This window comes from Streptomyces sp. NPDC001156 (genome assembly GCF_053598275.1).
The window spans coordinates 76,642-92,750 of sequence record NZ_JBSFJX010000022.1; the positions used below are offsets into that span (position 1 = coordinate 76,642).

Sequence of the window (16,109 nt, forward strand, 5' to 3'; positions counted from 1 at the left end):
AGCTGCGTCCCCGGCTGCTGAACCCGGCCGCCGCCCTGCCCCGTCCCCCCTTGCTGGGCCTGCCCGTAGCCCTGCTGTCCGCCCGGGGCCTGTGGCTCGGTCATCGCCTCCTGGCTTTCCTGCGTCCGCGCCTGGCCTTCTGCCTGCCGGCTCCCGGGCAGCGTCCCCTGGTCCTCACCTCGCCGGCCATCGGTGCGGTCCCGGCTCACGCTGAACGACGCGCTCCATGGCTTGACGCGGCCGCCGGGCCTCACCGGACACCGCCCCTCGACGCCCCACTCCGCATCGCGGCCCGCCAGGGCGGCAATGCTGCCGACGGCGCCACCGTCCGGGATCCGGGCCACACCGCTGTACAGGACGGAGGAGGAGTCAAGGGCCCTGATGGCATCGCCGTCGACCCGGTAGAGCCGGACCCTCCCGTCCTCGAAGCCCTGGGAAGTGGCCTCGATGAAGTCGGGCGGGGCGCCGCCCGACATGGCACAGGAGACCGTGACGGTGACCGCGCCACCGGGCACCGCGGAGTGCGGGGTGATCTCCGCGGAGGGTTCGGCGGAGGCCGGCGCGGCCATGAAACCCACGGCGGAACCGGCCAGAGCGGCGGCGGACAGGACACGGGCACTGCGGCGCATGCGGGTGACTCCTTCGACGGGTTCCTCCGGGGCACGCCGGTGGTGCCCCCAAGAGCCCATGACAGCCCGCCCGGCCCCGGCCCGCGCGCGGCCGGGCCCCATTCGTGCCACCGGCACCGCCGGGCGGGTGACCGGCGGTGCGCGCGGACGGGACCTCTCCGATCCGCGCAGCACTCACCACCTGGCCCCTGGGGGCAGATCTCACACCGGTCCCCGGCGTCGCACGCCCGGACTCCTCGTCGGCGGGGCAGCGTGACGGACCTGACCTCCCGTCACATCGCCCTGGTCACGCGTGCCCCGTGAGGGACTCGGCCTTCCCGCTCAGTGGCCGCTTCGGCCCCTCACCACGCAGCGCCTACGCGGCGTCCCGCATCACCTGGTCCCGGAGCCGGTTGCAGCAGCGGCTGATCAGACGGGAGACGTGCATCTGGGAGATGCCGAGCCGCTCGGCGATGCTGCTCTGCGTCATGTCGTCGAAGAACCGCATGTAGAGGATGGCGCGTTCGCGTTCCGGCAGGGCGTGCAGCCGGGGCTTGACGGCCTCGCGGTCGATGACGGTGTCGAGGGCCGGGTCGGGCGAGCCGAGGGAGTCCCCGAGGGAGTAGCCGTCCTCGCTGCCCGGTACTTCGGCGTCCAGCGAGAGCGCCGTGAAACTCTCCAGGGCCTCGAGACCCACGAGGACGTCCTCCTCGCTCATCCCGGCGTGCTCGGCGATCTCGGCGACGGTGGGCCTACGGCCGGAGACGGTCTGCGACAGGTCCTGATAGGCGAACCTCACCCGGTTGCGCAGGTCCTGGACCCGGCGCGGCACGTGCAGGGTCCACATGTGGTCGCGGAAATGCCGCTTGATCTCCCCGGTGACGGTGGGGACCGCATAGCTCTCGAACGCGTGGCCGCGCTCGGGGTCGTACCGGTCGACTGCCTTGACCAGACCGAGCGCCGCCACCTGACGGAGGTCCTCGAAGCTCTCGCCCCGGCTGCGGAAACGGCCCGCGAGCCGCTCGGCCATGGGAAGCCAGGCCTCGACGATCTCGTCGCGGAGCGCGTCGCGCTCGGGGCCCTGCGGGAGCGTGGCGAGCCTGCGGAAGGCCTCAACCGTCTCCGGGGCGTCGTCATGGGGGTGGTGCTTCACGCTCGCTCGATTCTGCATGGTGGGTCGCAACTCCCTTTGCTGGTGCCTTGGGTGGACGGTCACCGTGGGAGGGGAACCCGAGCCGGACGGGCACACCCGTGGCGGGTTTCCACCGCTCCCACGGACGTGCCTCCTGTCCGAAGCACTGAGGCTGCGCCTGCCCCGGGCCGTGCACGGCAAACACGGGAATGCGCGAAAGGACCACGGAGCGTCGCGAGAGGGCGTACACGCCCCACACATGGACGGGGACGGCCAGCCCGGCGGCGGTCCTGCCCGGGCCCCGAGGCCGCCGCACGCCTTCACCAGGTTTTCCCGGCACCGCCCGGGTGACTCGACAGGTGCGATCCGTACACCCCTCTTCCCATGGGAGGTCCACCGATGAGCCCCAAGGTCGCCGACCACATTCTTCAGCGCCTGCGCGAATGGGGTGTCGAGCAGGTCTTCGGGTATCCCGGCGACGGCATCAACGGCCTGCTCGCGGCCTGGGGCCGGGCCGAGGACCATCCGCGTTTCGTCCAGGCACGGCACGAGGAGATGGCCGCGTTCCAGGCGGTGGGCTACGCGAAGTTCGGCGGCCGTCTCGGAGTGTGCGCGGCGACGTCGGGTCCCGGCGCGATCCACCTGCTCAACGGCCTGTACGACGCCAAGCTCGACCATGTCCCCGTCCTCGCGATCGTCGGTCAGACGCACCGGACGGCGATGGGCGGCTCGTACCAGCAGGAGGTCGACCTGCACACCCTGTTCAAGGACGTCGCCTCCGACTTCGTGGAGACGGTGAACGTCCCCGAGCAGCTGCCGAACGTCCTCGACCGCGCGATCCGCACCGCCTACGCGCGCCGCGCCCCCACCGCCGTGATCATCCCCGGTGACGTGCAGGAACTGGACTACTCGCCGCCGACGCACGAGTTCAAAATGGTCCCCTCCAGCCTGGACCGCAGCGGCTGGACCGCGATGCCCACCCAGGACTCGCTGGAGCGGGCCGCCGAGGTTCTCAACTCCGGCGACAAGCCCGCCATCCTGATCGGCCAGGGCGCTGCCGGGGCCCGCACTCAGGTGCAGCGGGTCGCCGAGCTGCTCGGCGCGGGCGTGGCGAAGGCGCTGCTCGGCAAGGACGCACTGAGCGACGAGCTGCCCTACGTCACCGGCTCCATCGGCCTGCTGGGCACCCGGCCCTCGTACGAGCTGATGCGCGACTGCGACACGCTGCTCACGATCGGCTCCTCGTTCCCCTACACCCAGTTCCTGCCGGAATTCGGCAAGGCGCGCGGTGTGCAGATCGACATCGACCCGCACATGGTCGGGATGCGCTATCCGTACGAGGTGAACCTCGTCGGCGACGCGAAGGCGACCCTGGAGCAGCTCATCCCGCTGCTGGACGCGCACCGCGGGCGGGAGTGGTACGACACCGTCTGCGCGAATGTGCGGCGCTGGCACGAGGTGATGGAGAGGCGGTCGCAGCTTTCGGCGGACCCGATCAACCCGGAGTACGTGGCCTGGGCGCTGGACCCGCTGGTGCCCGGAGACGCGATCGTGACGTCGGACTCGGGTTCGGTGGCGAACTGGTACGCCCGGCACCTCACGATGCGGCCGGGGATGCGCGGGTCGCTGTCGGGCACGCTGGCCACGATGGGCTGCGGGGTCCCGTACGCGATCGGCGCGAAGTTCGCCCACCCGGACCGGCCCGTGATCGCCCTGGTCGGTGACGGGGCGATGCAGATGAACGGACTTGCGGAGCTGATCACCGCGGCGAAGTACCAGGACCGCTGGTCGGACCCGCGTCTGGTGGTCGGTGTCTGGAACAACCACGACCTCAACCAGGTGACCTGGGAGATGCGGGCCATGGAGGGCTCCCCGTCGTTCCTGCCCTCCCAGGAACTGCCCGACGTCCAGTACGCCGCGTTCGCCCGCTCCCTCGGGCTGACCGGCGTCCGGGTGGAGAAGCCGGAGGACGTCGAGGCGGGCTGGCGCGCGGGCCTGGAGGCGGACGGCCCGGCGGTCATCGAGTTCCTCACGGACCCGGCGGTGCCGCCGATCCCGCCGCACGCCACCTGGGAGCAGATGGAGGCCACGGCCGCCTCGATCCTGAAGGGCGACGCGGACCGCGGTCCGATGGTTCGCCAGGGCTTCAAGGCGAAGGTGCAGGAGTTCCTGCCCGGACGCGGCCACCAATAGCCACCGACCGCACCCCCGGTCGCCGTGTCGGACGCGGCCCACCGGGTACGCGAGGGCCACCCCCGAAGATCTGGAGGGAGTCATGCAGCGAGGCAGTGACCGGCTGAACGTCCACAGGGACGACGAAATGAAGCACGAACTGCAGGGTCTGCTGCGGTCGGGTCACCCGACCCGCACCGAGGAGTGGCACGACCCCGAGCCGACGGCCGACGACGACCCGGCGGTCTGGCGCGGAGCGGTGGTGCCCGGCACCCCCCGGGTGGCCCTGGAGGCCGCCCGGCTGGAGCTGGCCCGGTATCTCGGGCGCAGCGACTTTCCCGCGAGCGCGGGCGACCTGGTCCGCGTCCTGCGCGACAAGAACGCGCCCGACCCCCTGGTCGAGACCGTGGAGCGGCTCCGGCGTTCGACGCGCTTCGCCAACCAGGAGGCGCTCGCCGAAGCCACCGTCAGTGTGTGAGGGCCGCGCACCGCGCACGGGGGGCACGGCCGGAGGTACTCCGGGCGTCGTTCCACCGACGTCCCGGTGACCCCCCACGTGCACAAGGCAGAGGCGCCGCGGAACGTGCGCACCGTCGTGAACGGCGACCGGGACCCCGAGCCGCCGGAGGGCATCCACACCCCCGGGCTCGGCGTCTTGTCCCGCGGCCGTCCCATCGGGCACGGCCGCGGGGATCCGCATATGCGTACTGCTGCCGTACGGCGATGAGTTACCGCGCCGCGTCCACGCGGGACGACGCCCGGCACCCGACGCGAACGAGGCGGCGTACGACGAGGCCGCCCGGCAGGCACAGGCGCAGGCACAGGCACAGAAAGGACAGTGGGACATCATGCGCATCGCGTTCCTGACGGCGCCGGAAGGCGTCGAGCAGGTGGAACTGACCGACCCCTGGCAGGCCCTCGTCGACGCCGGCCACGAGCCGGTCCTGGTGTCGACGAAGCCGGGCCACATCCAGGCGTTCAAACACCTGGACAAGGCGGACACGTTCCCGGTGGACGCGCTCGTCGGCCAGGTCGAGGCCGATTCCTTCGACGGGCTGGTCCTGCCGGGAGGCGTGGCCAACCCTGATTTCCTGCGGATGGACGAGCGGGCCGTCGAGTTCATCCGGGACTTCTTCGGTCAGGGCCGTCCGGTCGCCGCGATCTGCCATGCGCCGTGGACGCTGGTCGAGGCAGACGTCGTACGGGGCCGCACCCTGACGTCGTGGCCGAGCCTGCGCACCGACATCGGCAACGCCGGCGGCACCTGGGTGGACGAGCAGGTACGCGTCGACCACGGGCAGAACACACTGATCACCAGCCGCAAGCCGGGCGATCTGAAGGCGTTCGACGAGGCGATCCTGACGGAGTTCGCCGCGTAGCCGCGGTTTCCGCCCCGCGGACGGCGCTGACCGTGTGACGCCTGACGACCGGACGGTGCGGCCCCATGATGAGGGGCCGCACCGTCCGGTTCTGCGTGTCCCGGGCCCTCGCGCGCCCAGGACACCGGACGCGTGCGGCCGGTGTCAGCGGGCGGGCCCCACCCCTTCTCGGCGAGCGCTGCCCAGTTCCGTCAGGGGCGTGCCCGGTTCCCGGTTCCGGGCCCCGTCCCGGGTGCGGCTCGCCGCGACCCCCCGGCGTGGATGGCGGCGCAGGTACTCGCCCTCCAGCTGCGCCATACGGTGGTTGTGCGTACGCAGTGCGTCGTTCGAGCCGTACAGCAGCGTGTCGTGGCGTGTGCGGTGGATCGCTTCCAGCTCTTTCATGAGCTGGTGGTCGGTCAGCCGGCCCGGGTCGACTCCGGTCATGGTGGTACCCCGCTCGTCGTGTTCCTCAGTGCGGTCCGGGTACCCGCCCGGAAAAAGCAATACCCCGAGCGGCATCCGGGAGGGAGCCATGGATCTCGCCTTTCTCCATCCACTGTACGAACATCCCGGTCCCTGGGCCTCCGTATACGTCGACACCTCCCGGCACACGGAGTCCACAGCACGCGAGCGCAAGCTGACCGCTCAGTGGCTCGCCGGTGACCTGGCCGGGCAGGGGGCGGACGAGGCGACGTGCCATGCGGTCCGGACGGCGATCGAGGAGCTGGCCCACTCCCCCGAGCCGCACGGCAGGGCGCTGTTCGCCCGTGCGGGCGAGGTGGTCCTGGATCCGCCGCTGGCCGCCCCGCCGGGCGGCTCCTCCGCGGTGTGGGCGACGCTGCCGCACACGGCACCCCTGCTCGACCTGGCCAACGAGGAGCCCGTGTGCGTCGTGGCCTACATCGACCGCAAGGGCGCCGAGTTCGAGCTGCGGGGTGCGCTGGGCAGCGAGGAGGCCGGGGAGGTGACCGGGAAGCAGTGGCCGCTGCACCGTACGGCCACCTCGGACTGGTCGGTGCGCCACTTCCAGCTGCGGGTCGAGAACGTCTGGGAACACAACGCGGCGGAGATCGCGGACGCGCTCGCGGTCTGCCAGGAGGAGACGGGCGCCGACCTGGTGATTCTCGTCGGCGAGCAGCGCGAGCGGCGCTCCGTGCACGAGCGGCTGCCGCGCCGGCTCCAGGACCGGGTGGCCGAGGCGCGGCACGGCCCGGGCAGCCGGTTGCTTGACGACGACGTGGAGCGGATCCGGGCCGAGCATCTACGCGGCCGGGCGGCCGAGGAGCTGGAACTCTTCCTGGCGGCCCGCGCCCCGGACGAGGAGGGGCGCACCAGGGCGGTCGAGGGCGTGCCCGCCGTGGTCGAGGCGGCACGCGAACACCGTATCGACGAACTTCTGATCCATTCGGGTGGCCCCGACACACGCCGTGAGGTGTGGATCGGTGAGGCCGCCGACCAGGTGGCGGTCCGCCGCGGCGACCTCACCGCACTGGGTGAGCGGCATCCCGCCCAGGCTCGCGCCGACGACGCGCTGGTACGGGCCGTGGTGGAGAACGGGGCGGCGGCCGTCTCGGTGCCGTCCGCACCGGAGAGGGAGGCGCCGCTGGGCGGAGTGGGGGCACTGCTGCGCTGGGCCTAACGCCCGCCCCCCGGCGGTGTCCGGCGGTTTCCCGCCCTGCGCCGGCGAACGGGCGCTCACCCGGCTGAGAGCCATCACGTGAGGCGGGTGGGCCGCGCCTTGCTTGGGTGGTGGCCCTGTTTACCGGATGTCGAGTTTGAGGTTGTGGAGTGCGGCGACGCCGGCGACGACATGGTTGACCGCATCGCCACGGCACCTGCATTGGCGGAGGCTCTGGTGGTCTTTGAGGCGGGCGATGGTGTGTTCAGCGACCGCTTGCCGTTTTGCGGAACCTTCGGGAGGTGCGGTCTTTGATGATGCGGCCGTTGGGTCCGTGGCGTGGCGTGCGAATGCGGTCGATGCGGCGGTAGCCGCCGTCGCTTGACAGTCTGGGATGGTCGGGCAGCGTTGGTGCGAGGGTTTCTCGGAAGACGACGACGTCGTTGCGGTTGCCCGGCCGCGCCGCCCCGACAGCCACGACCCGGCGGTCACGGGCCGGCAGACGATCTGCACGTTCACGCTGCGCCGGTAGTTCTTGCTTTTCGCAGTGCTGGATTGGTCGTGGACGGGAATGAGTGTGCCGTCAACAATCCAGAGTTCCCGTCGATCGGTGGACGGTGGACCAAGGAGTTCGGCGAGGGGCTTCGCGAGCCGGTCGATAGTGCGGTGCGCTGCAGCATGAGAGATGCCGAAGAGGGCACCGAGTTGCTACATGATCAGGTTGGCGCGGTAGGCAAGCACGATGAGAATGACCCCGACTGCACACGGGAGCGCGCAGGGGCGCCCGCGGCCCGTGTCGGGCATGAGTTCGCTCAGTTGCTGGACAAGGTGGTGGAGTTGCGGTCCTGTCAGGCCTGTCCACGCACGCAGGTCAGCAGAGGTGCAGTGACAGCAAGCCGCAGGCGCATGAGGAAAGCGTGGAGCCGGAACTGCTGCCGTGTTGGGGGCTGTTGTCAGTGGGGGCATGTAGCTTCGGTGTTGGTTGCCGCGCTGCCAACGGTGCGGACAGACACCTGTTGTTGGGACGTTGAAAGGAGGTGGGTTTTCGGTGAGCGTTGAGATGCTCGAGACGGTGCCTGCCTCCGACGACGCGCCGGCCCGCCGGTTCCGCGGGAAGAACAAGGGTGTCCGGTGGAAACGAGGCGAGGACATCGAACTTGCGGTGATTCGCCTCCCGTTGGATATCCATGACCTCGCGTCTGTGCACCGGGTTGAGCAGCTGTTTTCCTCCATGTGGTCGGTGAAACGCGCTCTGCAACGCGACGCACGTGCCGCGGTCGACGCGTACTGGGCCGGTGAGGTGCGCCGGAAGGCGGATGCGAAATTTTGGCGGATTGCGCTGGGTCTGACCCGGGAGGGTATGGAACGCCGCGCCTACCGGCACATGGAGAACTCCAGTCATCTTGGGCATCACGTCACCAAAGCACTGGTGATGCACCAGGCCGACGAGGTCTTCGAGACGTCGATAAGTCGGCACTTGTTCCCGGATGCGTCGGGTCGCAGGTTCGGGCGCCCGCGGGTGGGCCGCTGGTGGGACTACGCCCGGATCCCCGGCCGGGCCCGATCACATACCACCGCCCGGAAATGGGAGACGTTCCGCTTGCACGGCACGCTTGCCGGGCACCTGGACGTCTACCGGCACCGCAGCCTTGAACCTTCGGTGGCTACGCCGGAGCAGGCAGCGGCACTTCCGGCAGGGATGAGGGTGCTGGAGCAGCCGCGTCGTCTGCTCGTGCCTGCACGCCCCACAGGCCGCATACCGACGGGTGATGTGACACCGAAAGGCACACCGAAGACCCGGGCTGCTACGTGGTGGGACCACGCCGGCCCCCTGGCCGTCGTGTTCACCGGGGGTGCTACTTCGCAGCGCGGGGACCTGGTCCTGCCCGTGCGACTGCCGTCCGGCTCCGGCCGGTGGCCGCGACTGCTGCACTTCCTGAACAACCCGGACACGCGGCACAAGGTTGATCTCGTTCGCCGCCGCGACGCCGGATCCCCTGGCGGGTGGGCCTACGAAGCTCACCTGATGGTCCTTGCCGGAGGTTATGCGTCGCCTGCGACAAGGGCCCGGCGGAAGGCCGCGGCTGGATCGCAGCGTGTGGGCGGGATCGACGGGAACGTCTCCAACCTGTCCGTCGTCTCCCTTCCGGATACTTTCGACCCCGCCGACGGGCCCCTCCACGTAACCCGGGTCGAGCTCACCGAGACGGAACGTGCCGCGCTCGAGAAAGCCCATCGCAAGGAACGTGGCCGCAAACGGGCTCTCGACCGCTCCCGCCGGGCGACCAACAACGCCCAATACCAGCCATCGAAACGGCAACAGGCCCGCGCGGAGCGGCGCCAGGCCGCGGGCCTGCCGGCCCGGAACGTTGAGGTGCCCGCAGGTGCCCGGGCCGCGAACAAGGCCGGTATTCCCAAGCAAGCGCACCGGCGTGACGCCCTGTCGGCCGGTTACCGGTTCGACCGGGCCCGGCTCGCGGAGGCGGCGGCGAGCGCGGCCGCGGCGCAAGACCATCGCGCCCGGCGCATCGCTGAACAGATCATTGCCGGACACGGCAACCGGCTGGTCGTCGAGGACTGCGACATTCGCACCTGGTTCCGGCTATGGGGAAAGGCCTTACAGGCCACTACTCCTGGACGGGTCATCACCGCGATATCCCGCGAATGCGAGAAGGCCGGCGGCTGGCTGTTGCGCGCGTCCACGTTCACCACCCGCCTGTCCCAGAGGTGTCTGTGCGGCGAACCGGTCGCCAAAACCCTCGCCGACCGGATCCACACCTGCCCGGAGTGCGGGTTGATCGGCGACCGCGACTTGGTGTCCGCCCTCCTCGCCGCCCACGTCTACCTCGGCGATCCGGACGACCCCAGCACTGCGTGCCTGGACACTGGCCAGGCACGCAGCACACAAACCTTGTTCCAAGCAGGGCTGCAAGAAGCCCTGTCGAGTCAACCGCAGCGCGGTGCCCGCCCCAGCCCGGGCCGCACCCACGCGGCAGCTTCTGCCCCGAACACCTCGGGACAACAGGCCTCTGCTCGACACAACACCGACGACCGGTACCGGCCCACCCCGAATGAGACCCGACCCGCAACCACGCGGCACAAGGCCCACGTCGGAACAGCCGCCCGCACGGAGAACGCGCCACCCACGCGCACACGCTCTGCACGGGAACTGGTCGACCGGCATCACACCAGCATCACGTGATGACTCTTAGCGCGCCCGCTCCACCCGCCGCTCGTCCCAGACCGGTTCCGGGGTCTCACGGATCCGGCCGTCGCTGCCGAAGACCAGATAGCGGTCGAAGGAACGGGCGAACCACCGGTCGTGGGTGACCGCGAGGACCGTGCCCTCGAACGCCTCCAGGCCTTTCTGGAGCGCCTCCGCGGACTCCAGGTCCAGGTTGTCGGTCGGCTCGTCGAGCAGCAGGGCGGTGACGCCCTGCAACTCGAGCAGAAGGATCTGGAAACGTGCCTGCTGACCGCCGGACAGCCGGTCGAAGTGCTGTTCGGCCTGCGCGGTCAGCTCGTAGCGCCGCAGCCGGGACATCGCCGCACCCCGGTCCTGCGCGTGCTCCTTCCAGAGGATGTCCAGGAGTGTACGACCCTCCAGTTCGGGATGCGCATGGGTCTGGGCGAAGTGCCCGGGCACCACGCGCGCACCGAGCCGCCACAGCCCCGTGTGCGCCACGTCGCCGCCCGCGAGCAGCCGCAGGAAGTGCGACTTGCCGGAGCCGTTCGAGCCGAGGACGCCGACCCGCTCGCCGTAGAAGACCTCTAGGTCGAAGGGTTTCATCAGACCGGTCAGCTCGAGTCCCTCGCAGGTGACGGCCCTGACCCCGGTACGGCCGCCCTTGAGCCGCATCCTGATGTCCTGCTCGCGCGGCGGCTCGGGCGGCGGCCCGGCCTCCTCGAACTTGCGCAGCCTGGTCTGGGCCGCCTGGTAGCGGGAGGCCAGCTCATGGCTGACGGTGGCGGCCTGGCGCAGGCTCAGCACCAGCTTCTTCAGCTGGGCGTGCTTCTCGTCCCAGCGCCGGCGCAACTCCTCGAAGCGCGCGAAGCGTTCCCGGCGGGCCTCGCCGTACGTGGCGAAACCGCCGCCGTGCACCCAGGCGTCGGCACCCGTGGGGCTCGGCTCCAGGGAGACGATCCGTCGTGCGGCGCGGGCCAGCAGCTCCCGGTCGTGGGAGACGAACAGCACGGTCTTGCGGGTCTCCTCCAGCCGCTCCTCCAGCCACCGCTTTCCGGGCACGTCGAGGTAGTTGTCGGGCTCGTCCAGCAGCAGGACCTCGTCGGTGCCGCGCAGCAGCGCCTCGAGGACCAGCCGCTTCTGCTCACCGCCGGAGAGGGTGCGGACCTGGCGCCACTGGGCCCGGTCGTAGGGCACGCCGAGCGCCGCCGTGGTGCACATGTCCCACAGCGTCTCGGCCTCGTATCCCCGGGCCTCGGCCCAGTCGGCGAGCGCCTGTGCGTACTTGAGCTGGGAGGCCTCGTCGTCGACCGTCATGACGGCGTGCTCGGCGGCGTCCACGGCGCGGGCGGCCTCGCGGATACGGGGCGGGGCGACGGAGACCAGGAGCTCCCGTACGGTCGTCTCGTCCCGTACCGAACCCACGAACTGCCGCATGACCCCGAGCCCGCCGCTCGTGGTGACCGATCCGTCGTGCGGTTTCAGCTCTCCTGACAGCAGCCGCAGCAGTGTCGTCTTCCCGGCGCCGTTGGGTCCGACGAGCGCGACGACCGCGCCTTCGCCGACCCGGAAGGACACATCGCCGAGGAGCGCCCTCCCGTCCGGGAGGTAGTACTCGAGGTGCGCGGCTTCAAGGTGTCCCATGCGGCGCATTGTGGGCAGACGCACCCGGCCTGGGCAATCGTTTATCGCCGGGGCCGGAGCCCGGGCAGGGTTCGGGCATCTCGGGGTAGCCGCCCTGCATGACCCCAGATGTCGACCTCACCCTGCGTCCGCCGGGCCCGCATCCGCTGCGCGACCGTCTGCTCGCCGCCGACTGCCGCCTGTTCGAGTCCGTCGCCGCCCGGCACTGGCCGGGGGCCGACCCGCTGCTTCCCTGGCTCAGCCGGGCCGCCAACCACGGTGTCCTGTGGTTCGCGACGGCCGCCGCCGTGGCCGCCGCCCGGACGCCCCGTGCCCGCAGGGCGGCCGCCCGCGGTGTCGCCTCGCTGGCGCTGGCCTCCGCCACCATCAACACCATCGGCAAGCGGACGGTCCGCCGTCCCCGGCCGGTCCTCGACCCGGTGCCCGCTGTCCGCAGGCTCAAGCGCCAGCCCATCACCACATCGTTCCCCTCGGGGCACTCCGCCTCTGCCGCCGCCTTCGCGGCGGGCGTCGCCCTGGAGTCGCGCGGCTGGGGCGCTGCGGTCGCGCCGCTGGCCGCCGCCGTGGCCGTCTCCCGCGTCTACACCGGCGTCCACTTCCCGAGCGACGTCCTCGCGGGTGCGGCCCTGGGCGTGGGTGCCGCCTATGCCGTACGAGGCCTCGTGCCGACCCGCGATCTGGTGCCGCCGCCCGGAAACCGGCATGCGAACGTACCCGCGCTGCCCGACGGGACCGGGCTCGTGGTCGTGGCGAACCGGGGCTCGGGAACCGCCGAGCGGGTCCGCGCACTCGAGGAGGCCCTTCCGGGCGCCGAGACGGTGGAGTGCGAACCGTCCGAGGTCCGCACCGAGTTGGAGAAGGCCGCCGCCCGCGCCCTCGTCCTCGGCGTGTGTGGCGGCGACGGCACGGTGAACGCCGCCGCCGACGTCGCCCTGCGGCACGGCCTCCCGCTCGCGGTCCTGCCGGGCGGGACCCTCAACCACTTCGCCCTCGACCTCGGCATCGAGGACATACGTGACACCGTGCGCGCCCTCCAGCGGGGCGACGCGGTCCGGGTCGACGTGGGCCGCTTCTCCTCGAAGACGGCCAGCGGCTGCTTCGTGAACACGTGCAGCCTGGGCGTGTATCCGGAGCTGGTGCGCGAGCGGGAGCACTGGTCCGGCCGGATCGGCGGCTGGCCCGCCGGGGTCCTCGCCGCCCTGCGCGTCCTGCGCGCCGACCGTCATCCGCTGCGCGTGCGACTCTCCGGGCGCAGCCGCCCGTTGTGGCTGCTCTTCGCCGGCAACGGCACCTACCACCGCATGGGCCTCGCCCCGGCCCGGCGCCACGACCTGGCGGACGGGCGGCTCGACGTACGGGTCGTGCACGGCGGCCGCGGGCCGGCCGCCCGCCTGCTGGCCGCCGCCTTCGCGGGTCCCCTGTCCCGCTCCCCGGCACACGCGGCCGTCCGGGTCAGGCGACTGCGCGTGGACGGAGTGGCTCCGGGCACCCCGCTCGCGTACGACGGCGAGGTCACCGAGGTCCATGGCGAGGTGACGCTCGAAAAGCTCCCCGAGGCGCTGACCGTCTACCGTCCGCTCCCCCGCCGCTGACCGCCGGACCCGTCTGCTGTGTCCACATGGCAATACGCCAGTCTCAATATTCGGCATGAGCGCCTACCGTGGTGTGCAGCGCCCCGCGGCCGGGCCCGGGGTCCGTACGACGAGAGGGGACACCCATGCCGAAGGAGACGGCCGTCTACACGCACGGCCACCATGAGTCCGTGCTGCGCTCGCACACCTGGCGGACCGCCGCCAACTCGGCGGCGTACCTCCTCGGCTCCCTCAAGCCGCACATGCGGATCCTGGACATCGGCTGCGGTCCCGGCACCATCACCGCGGACCTGGCCGAACTGGTCCCCGACGGCCGGGTCACCGGCGTGGACCGCGCGCCCGGGATTCTGGAGCAGGCCAGGGCCACGGCCGCCGCGCGCGGGCTGACCAATGTGGACTTCACGGTCGCCGACGTACACGCACTGGAGTACCCGGACGACACCTTCTGCGTGGTCCACGCCCATCAGGTGCTCCAACACGTGGGCGACCCGGTGCAGGCGCTGCGCGAGATGGTCCGGGTGACCAGGCCGGGCGGCTTCATCGCCGTCCGCGACGCCGACTACGCGGCGATGACCTGGTATCCGGCCTCCGAGGGCCTGGACGACTGGCTGGACCTGTACCGCCGGGTCGCCCGGTCCAACGGCGGTGAGCCGGACGCCGGGCGGAGGCTGAAGGCATGGGCGCTGAGCGCCGGCCTCCGGGACGTCACCGCGACCTCCAGCACCTGGACCTTCGCCACGGCCGAGGAGCGGGACTGGTGGAGCGGGCTGTGGGCGGACCGGACCGTCGACTCGGCGTACGCGGACCGGGCGGTGGAAGGGGAGCACTCAACCCCGGTGGGACTGCGGGCCGTTGCGGGGGCCTGGCGGGAATGGGGGCGGCGGGAGGACGGCTGGTTCTCGGTCCTGCACGGCGAAATCCTGGGCCGCAAAGAGGCCTGATCCGCACGGTCGGCGATCAGTCACGCGGAAGCAACGGTCCCAGCGGCCCGAGGTCCAGATTCAGGTCCTCGGGCCGCAGGCCGTAGCGGAGCCGCAGTTCGGCCATACGGTCCTCGAGCAACATCAGCGTCAGCCCGATCCGTTCCTCCTGGTCCTCGGTCAGCTCCCCCGTGTCGAACCGGCGCAGTGCCTGCCGCTCCATCAGCTGGCGGAGCAGTTCCACGACGGTGAGGACCAGCTTGACCAGGTCGCGCTCCACGGTGTCGGGCTCCAGGTCCAGCCGGTTGCGCCGCTTGCCGGGCGTCCTGTCGGTCATGGTGCTTCGGCCTCCGGCCAGGGCGAGGGGACTTGTGCGTTGACGGAGCTGATCAGGGCGTTCAGATCGATGCGGACCAGATCGACGTCCGCGATGCGCAAGGTGATGTCGCCGGTGATCACGACCCCGCCCGCGAGCAGCCGGTCGAGCAGGTCGACCAGGGCGATCTCCCGGTGCTCGACGGCGGTCACGGCGCACCTTCCGAAAGTCCCGTAAAGGAATAGGCAGCCCACGGGCCGGTGAGTTCCACCCGGATTCCGGGAGTGTCGTCCTCGGTGCGGTCCACCCATTCCACGAATTCCTCGGAATGGGACCGGGGCACCAGATAGGAGGCGTTGAGTACATTGCGCCCGGAAGCCCCGGAGAGCGTCGGGTTCTGAGGAGCGTGCAGCCGGGAGTCCTCGGCCTGCGCCGAAAGCCTTTCATGGAGCCGGCGCGCGAATTCCTCCGCTTTCTGCCACTTCTCCTCGTGGGCCATGGTCTGCATACGGCGCCGGCGGAGGTAGTCCCGTCCCGAGGCGGCCCGCTCTGCGGGGTGGACGTCCGCCCGCGCCTCCTCATCGGCCGCCTCGCCCGTCTCGTCCTTCGTCTCCTCCTCGACGTAGACCTTGACGCCCCATTCGACGCGCCCCTCCAGCCGCTCCAGAGCCCGCCGGAAGTCCTCCTCGCGTTCCTCGATCATCACGCGGACGCCGCTGTCGTCACGGAACACGGTGCCCAGCCGCAGCGGCAGCGCAGTGGTCACGCCGGTGAGCGCGTCGATGACGTTCTGGTGGGCGCGGGCCGTGGCGGTGAGCCATTCCAGGTCCTCCAGATGCTCCTTGAGCGGCTCCTCGGCGAAGTCCTCCTCGGCGACCTGGCTGAGCACGGCGATGAGCCCGTGGTGTTCCAGCTGCCGGGCCGGAACGCCCGCCACCCCCGTCAGCTGGGCCTGGAGAGGGGCGCTGAGGGGGCGGCAGACCGCGTAGACGTAGCGCAGCGCGGTCACGACGACTCCTTTCTGCGGCGAGTGCGAGCGCCCTCGACCTCCTCCGGTTCCCTGCGGCGAGTGCGAGCGCCCTCGATCTGCTCCGCTTCACGGGAGGCCTCCAGGCGCTCGAGGCGGGCACGCAACTCGACGTTCTCCCGGGTGAGTTCATCGCGACGGGCCTTGGAGGAGAGGGCGGGGTCGGACTCCCACCAGTCGATGCCCATCTCCTTCGCCTTGTCGACGGAGGCGACGATCAATCGCAGCTTGATGGTGAGGAGTTCGATGTCGAGCAGATTGATCCGGATGTCCCCGGCGATCACGATGCCCTTGTCGAGCACCCGTTCAAGGATGTCGGCGAGGTTGGCGCCGCTGCTGGGTCCGTAGGGATCCGGCAGCCTGCGGGGGGTTGTCATCGTCGGCTCCCGGCGGGCGCCCGCTCGGCCCCGCGGTCTTCCTCCTCTTCCTCGTACTCCTCCTCGCCTTCCTCCTCCCCGTAGCCGCCCTCGTCCTCGTACTCGTCCTCCGGCTCTTCCTCTTCCTCCTCGTCCTCGTACTCCTCCTCCGGCTCTTC

Annotated in this window: 16 protein-coding genes; 7 read left to right on the top strand and 9 right to left on the bottom strand. The window is 71.0% G+C overall.

Features of this window, described 5'->3' with window-relative positions; translation table 11 throughout:
• Together ACWDA7_RS14490 and ACWDA7_RS14495 are read right to left on the bottom strand one after the other, a co-directional pair.
• Nucleotides 1–629: hypothetical protein (locus tag ACWDA7_RS14490; protein WP_450604499.1), on the bottom strand; the 629-nt coding region annotated here is incomplete at its 3' end.
• 355 nt (nt 630–984) lie between these two features.
• Entirely contained in the window at nt 985–1,779 is a 795-nt protein-coding gene (locus ACWDA7_RS14495) for an RNA polymerase sigma factor SigF (protein WP_450604500.1), read from the bottom strand.
• A gap of 360 nt (nt 1,780–2,139) precedes the next feature.
• Here ACWDA7_RS14495 and ACWDA7_RS14500 point away from each other — a divergent pair, with 360 nt between their 5' ends.
• The 3 genes from ACWDA7_RS14500 (at nt 2,140) to ACWDA7_RS14510 (ending at nt 5,291) form a co-directional block, all read left to right on the top strand.
• Complete coding sequence (locus tag ACWDA7_RS14500; RefSeq protein WP_450604502.1) at nt 2,140–3,933, top strand: thiamine pyrophosphate-requiring protein; 1,794 nt, start codon at nt 2,140–2,142, stop codon at nt 3,931–3,933.
• A gap of 82 nt (nt 3,934–4,015) precedes the next feature.
• Nucleotides 4,016–4,390 (top strand): DUF2795 domain-containing protein, encoded by a 375-nt coding sequence (locus tag ACWDA7_RS14505; protein ID WP_450604503.1) that lies wholly within the window; start codon nt 4,016–4,018, stop codon nt 4,388–4,390.
• A 370-nt stretch (nt 4,391–4,760) separates the two neighbouring features.
• The gene (locus ACWDA7_RS14510) at nt 4,761–5,291 is read left to right on the top strand and encodes a type 1 glutamine amidotransferase domain-containing protein (RefSeq protein WP_450604504.1); all 531 of its coding nucleotides are present in this window, start codon (nt 4,761–4,763) and stop codon (nt 5,289–5,291) included.
• Nucleotides 5,292–5,435: 144 nt separating this feature from the next.
• On the opposite strand, the gene ACWDA7_RS14515 is transcribed toward ACWDA7_RS14510, so the two are convergent.
• The gene (locus tag ACWDA7_RS14515; RefSeq protein WP_432939681.1) at nt 5,436–5,792 is read right to left on the bottom strand and encodes a DUF6158 family protein; all 357 of its coding nucleotides are present in this window, start codon (nt 5,790–5,792) and stop codon (nt 5,436–5,438) included.
• 13 nt (nt 5,793–5,805) lie between these two features.
• On the opposite strand from ACWDA7_RS14515, the gene ACWDA7_RS14520 reads away from it, so the two are divergent.
• A complete protein-coding gene (locus tag ACWDA7_RS14520) occupies nt 5,806–6,912 on the top strand; it encodes a baeRF2 domain-containing protein (protein WP_450604505.1) in 1,107 nt (368 codons plus the stop codon).
• 120 nt (nt 6,913–7,032) lie between these two features.
• Here ACWDA7_RS14520 and ACWDA7_RS14525 read toward each other — a convergent pair whose 3' ends face one another.
• On the bottom strand, nt 7,033–7,410 hold the full coding sequence (locus ACWDA7_RS14525; protein WP_450604506.1) for a transposase: 378 nt from the start codon (nt 7,408–7,410) through the stop codon (nt 7,033–7,035).
• A gap of 529 nt (nt 7,411–7,939) precedes the next feature.
• Between ACWDA7_RS14525 and ACWDA7_RS14530 the strand changes: the two genes are divergently transcribed.
• The gene (locus tag ACWDA7_RS14530; protein WP_450604508.1) at nt 7,940–10,093 is read left to right on the top strand and encodes a zinc ribbon domain-containing protein; all 2,154 of its coding nucleotides are present in this window, start codon (nt 7,940–7,942) and stop codon (nt 10,091–10,093) included.
• A gap of 6 nt (nt 10,094–10,099) precedes the next feature.
• On the opposite strand, the gene ACWDA7_RS14535 is transcribed toward ACWDA7_RS14530, so the two are convergent.
• Nucleotides 10,100–11,719, bottom strand: coding sequence for an ABC-F family ATP-binding cassette domain-containing protein (locus tag ACWDA7_RS14535; protein ID WP_450604509.1), 1,620 nt, complete (start codon nt 11,717–11,719; stop codon nt 10,100–10,102).
• A gap of 98 nt (nt 11,720–11,817) precedes the next feature.
• Here ACWDA7_RS14535 and ACWDA7_RS14540 point away from each other — a divergent pair, with 98 nt between their 5' ends.
• Together ACWDA7_RS14540 and ACWDA7_RS14545 are read left to right on the top strand one after the other, a co-directional pair.
• The gene (locus ACWDA7_RS14540) at nt 11,818–13,311 is read left to right on the top strand and encodes a phosphatase PAP2 family protein (RefSeq protein ID WP_450604510.1); all 1,494 of its coding nucleotides are present in this window, start codon (nt 11,818–11,820) and stop codon (nt 13,309–13,311) included.
• A 125-nt stretch (nt 13,312–13,436) separates the two neighbouring features.
• Entirely contained in the window at nt 13,437–14,252 is an 816-nt protein-coding gene (locus ACWDA7_RS14545) for a methyltransferase domain-containing protein (protein WP_450604511.1), read from the top strand.
• Nucleotides 14,253–14,268: 16 nt separating this feature from the next.
• On the opposite strand, the gene ACWDA7_RS14550 is transcribed toward ACWDA7_RS14545, so the two are convergent.
• From ACWDA7_RS14550 to ACWDA7_RS14565, 4 genes are read right to left on the bottom strand one after another with little or no spacing between them, the layout of a single operon-like run.
• Nucleotides 14,269–14,568, bottom strand: a complete 300-nt coding sequence (locus tag ACWDA7_RS14550) for a gas vesicle protein GvpK (protein WP_432934566.1) — start codon at nt 14,566–14,568, stop codon at nt 14,269–14,271.
• A complete protein-coding gene (locus tag ACWDA7_RS14555) occupies nt 14,565–14,759 on the bottom strand; it encodes a gas vesicle protein (protein WP_359410249.1) in 195 nt (64 codons plus the stop codon). Before ACWDA7_RS14555 ends, ACWDA7_RS14550 begins: the two co-directional genes overlap by 4 nt.
• Nucleotides 14,756–15,556, bottom strand: a complete 801-nt coding sequence (locus tag ACWDA7_RS14560) for a GvpL/GvpF family gas vesicle protein (RefSeq protein WP_450604512.1) — start codon at nt 15,554–15,556, stop codon at nt 14,756–14,758. The genes ACWDA7_RS14555 and ACWDA7_RS14560 overlap by 4 nt, the downstream gene beginning before the upstream one ends.
• Complete coding sequence (locus ACWDA7_RS14565; RefSeq protein ID WP_450604514.1) at nt 15,553–15,951, bottom strand: gas vesicle protein; 399 nt, start codon at nt 15,949–15,951, stop codon at nt 15,553–15,555. The genes ACWDA7_RS14560 and ACWDA7_RS14565 overlap by 4 nt, the downstream gene beginning before the upstream one ends.
• Between the last annotated feature and the right edge of the window lie 158 nt (nt 15,952–16,109).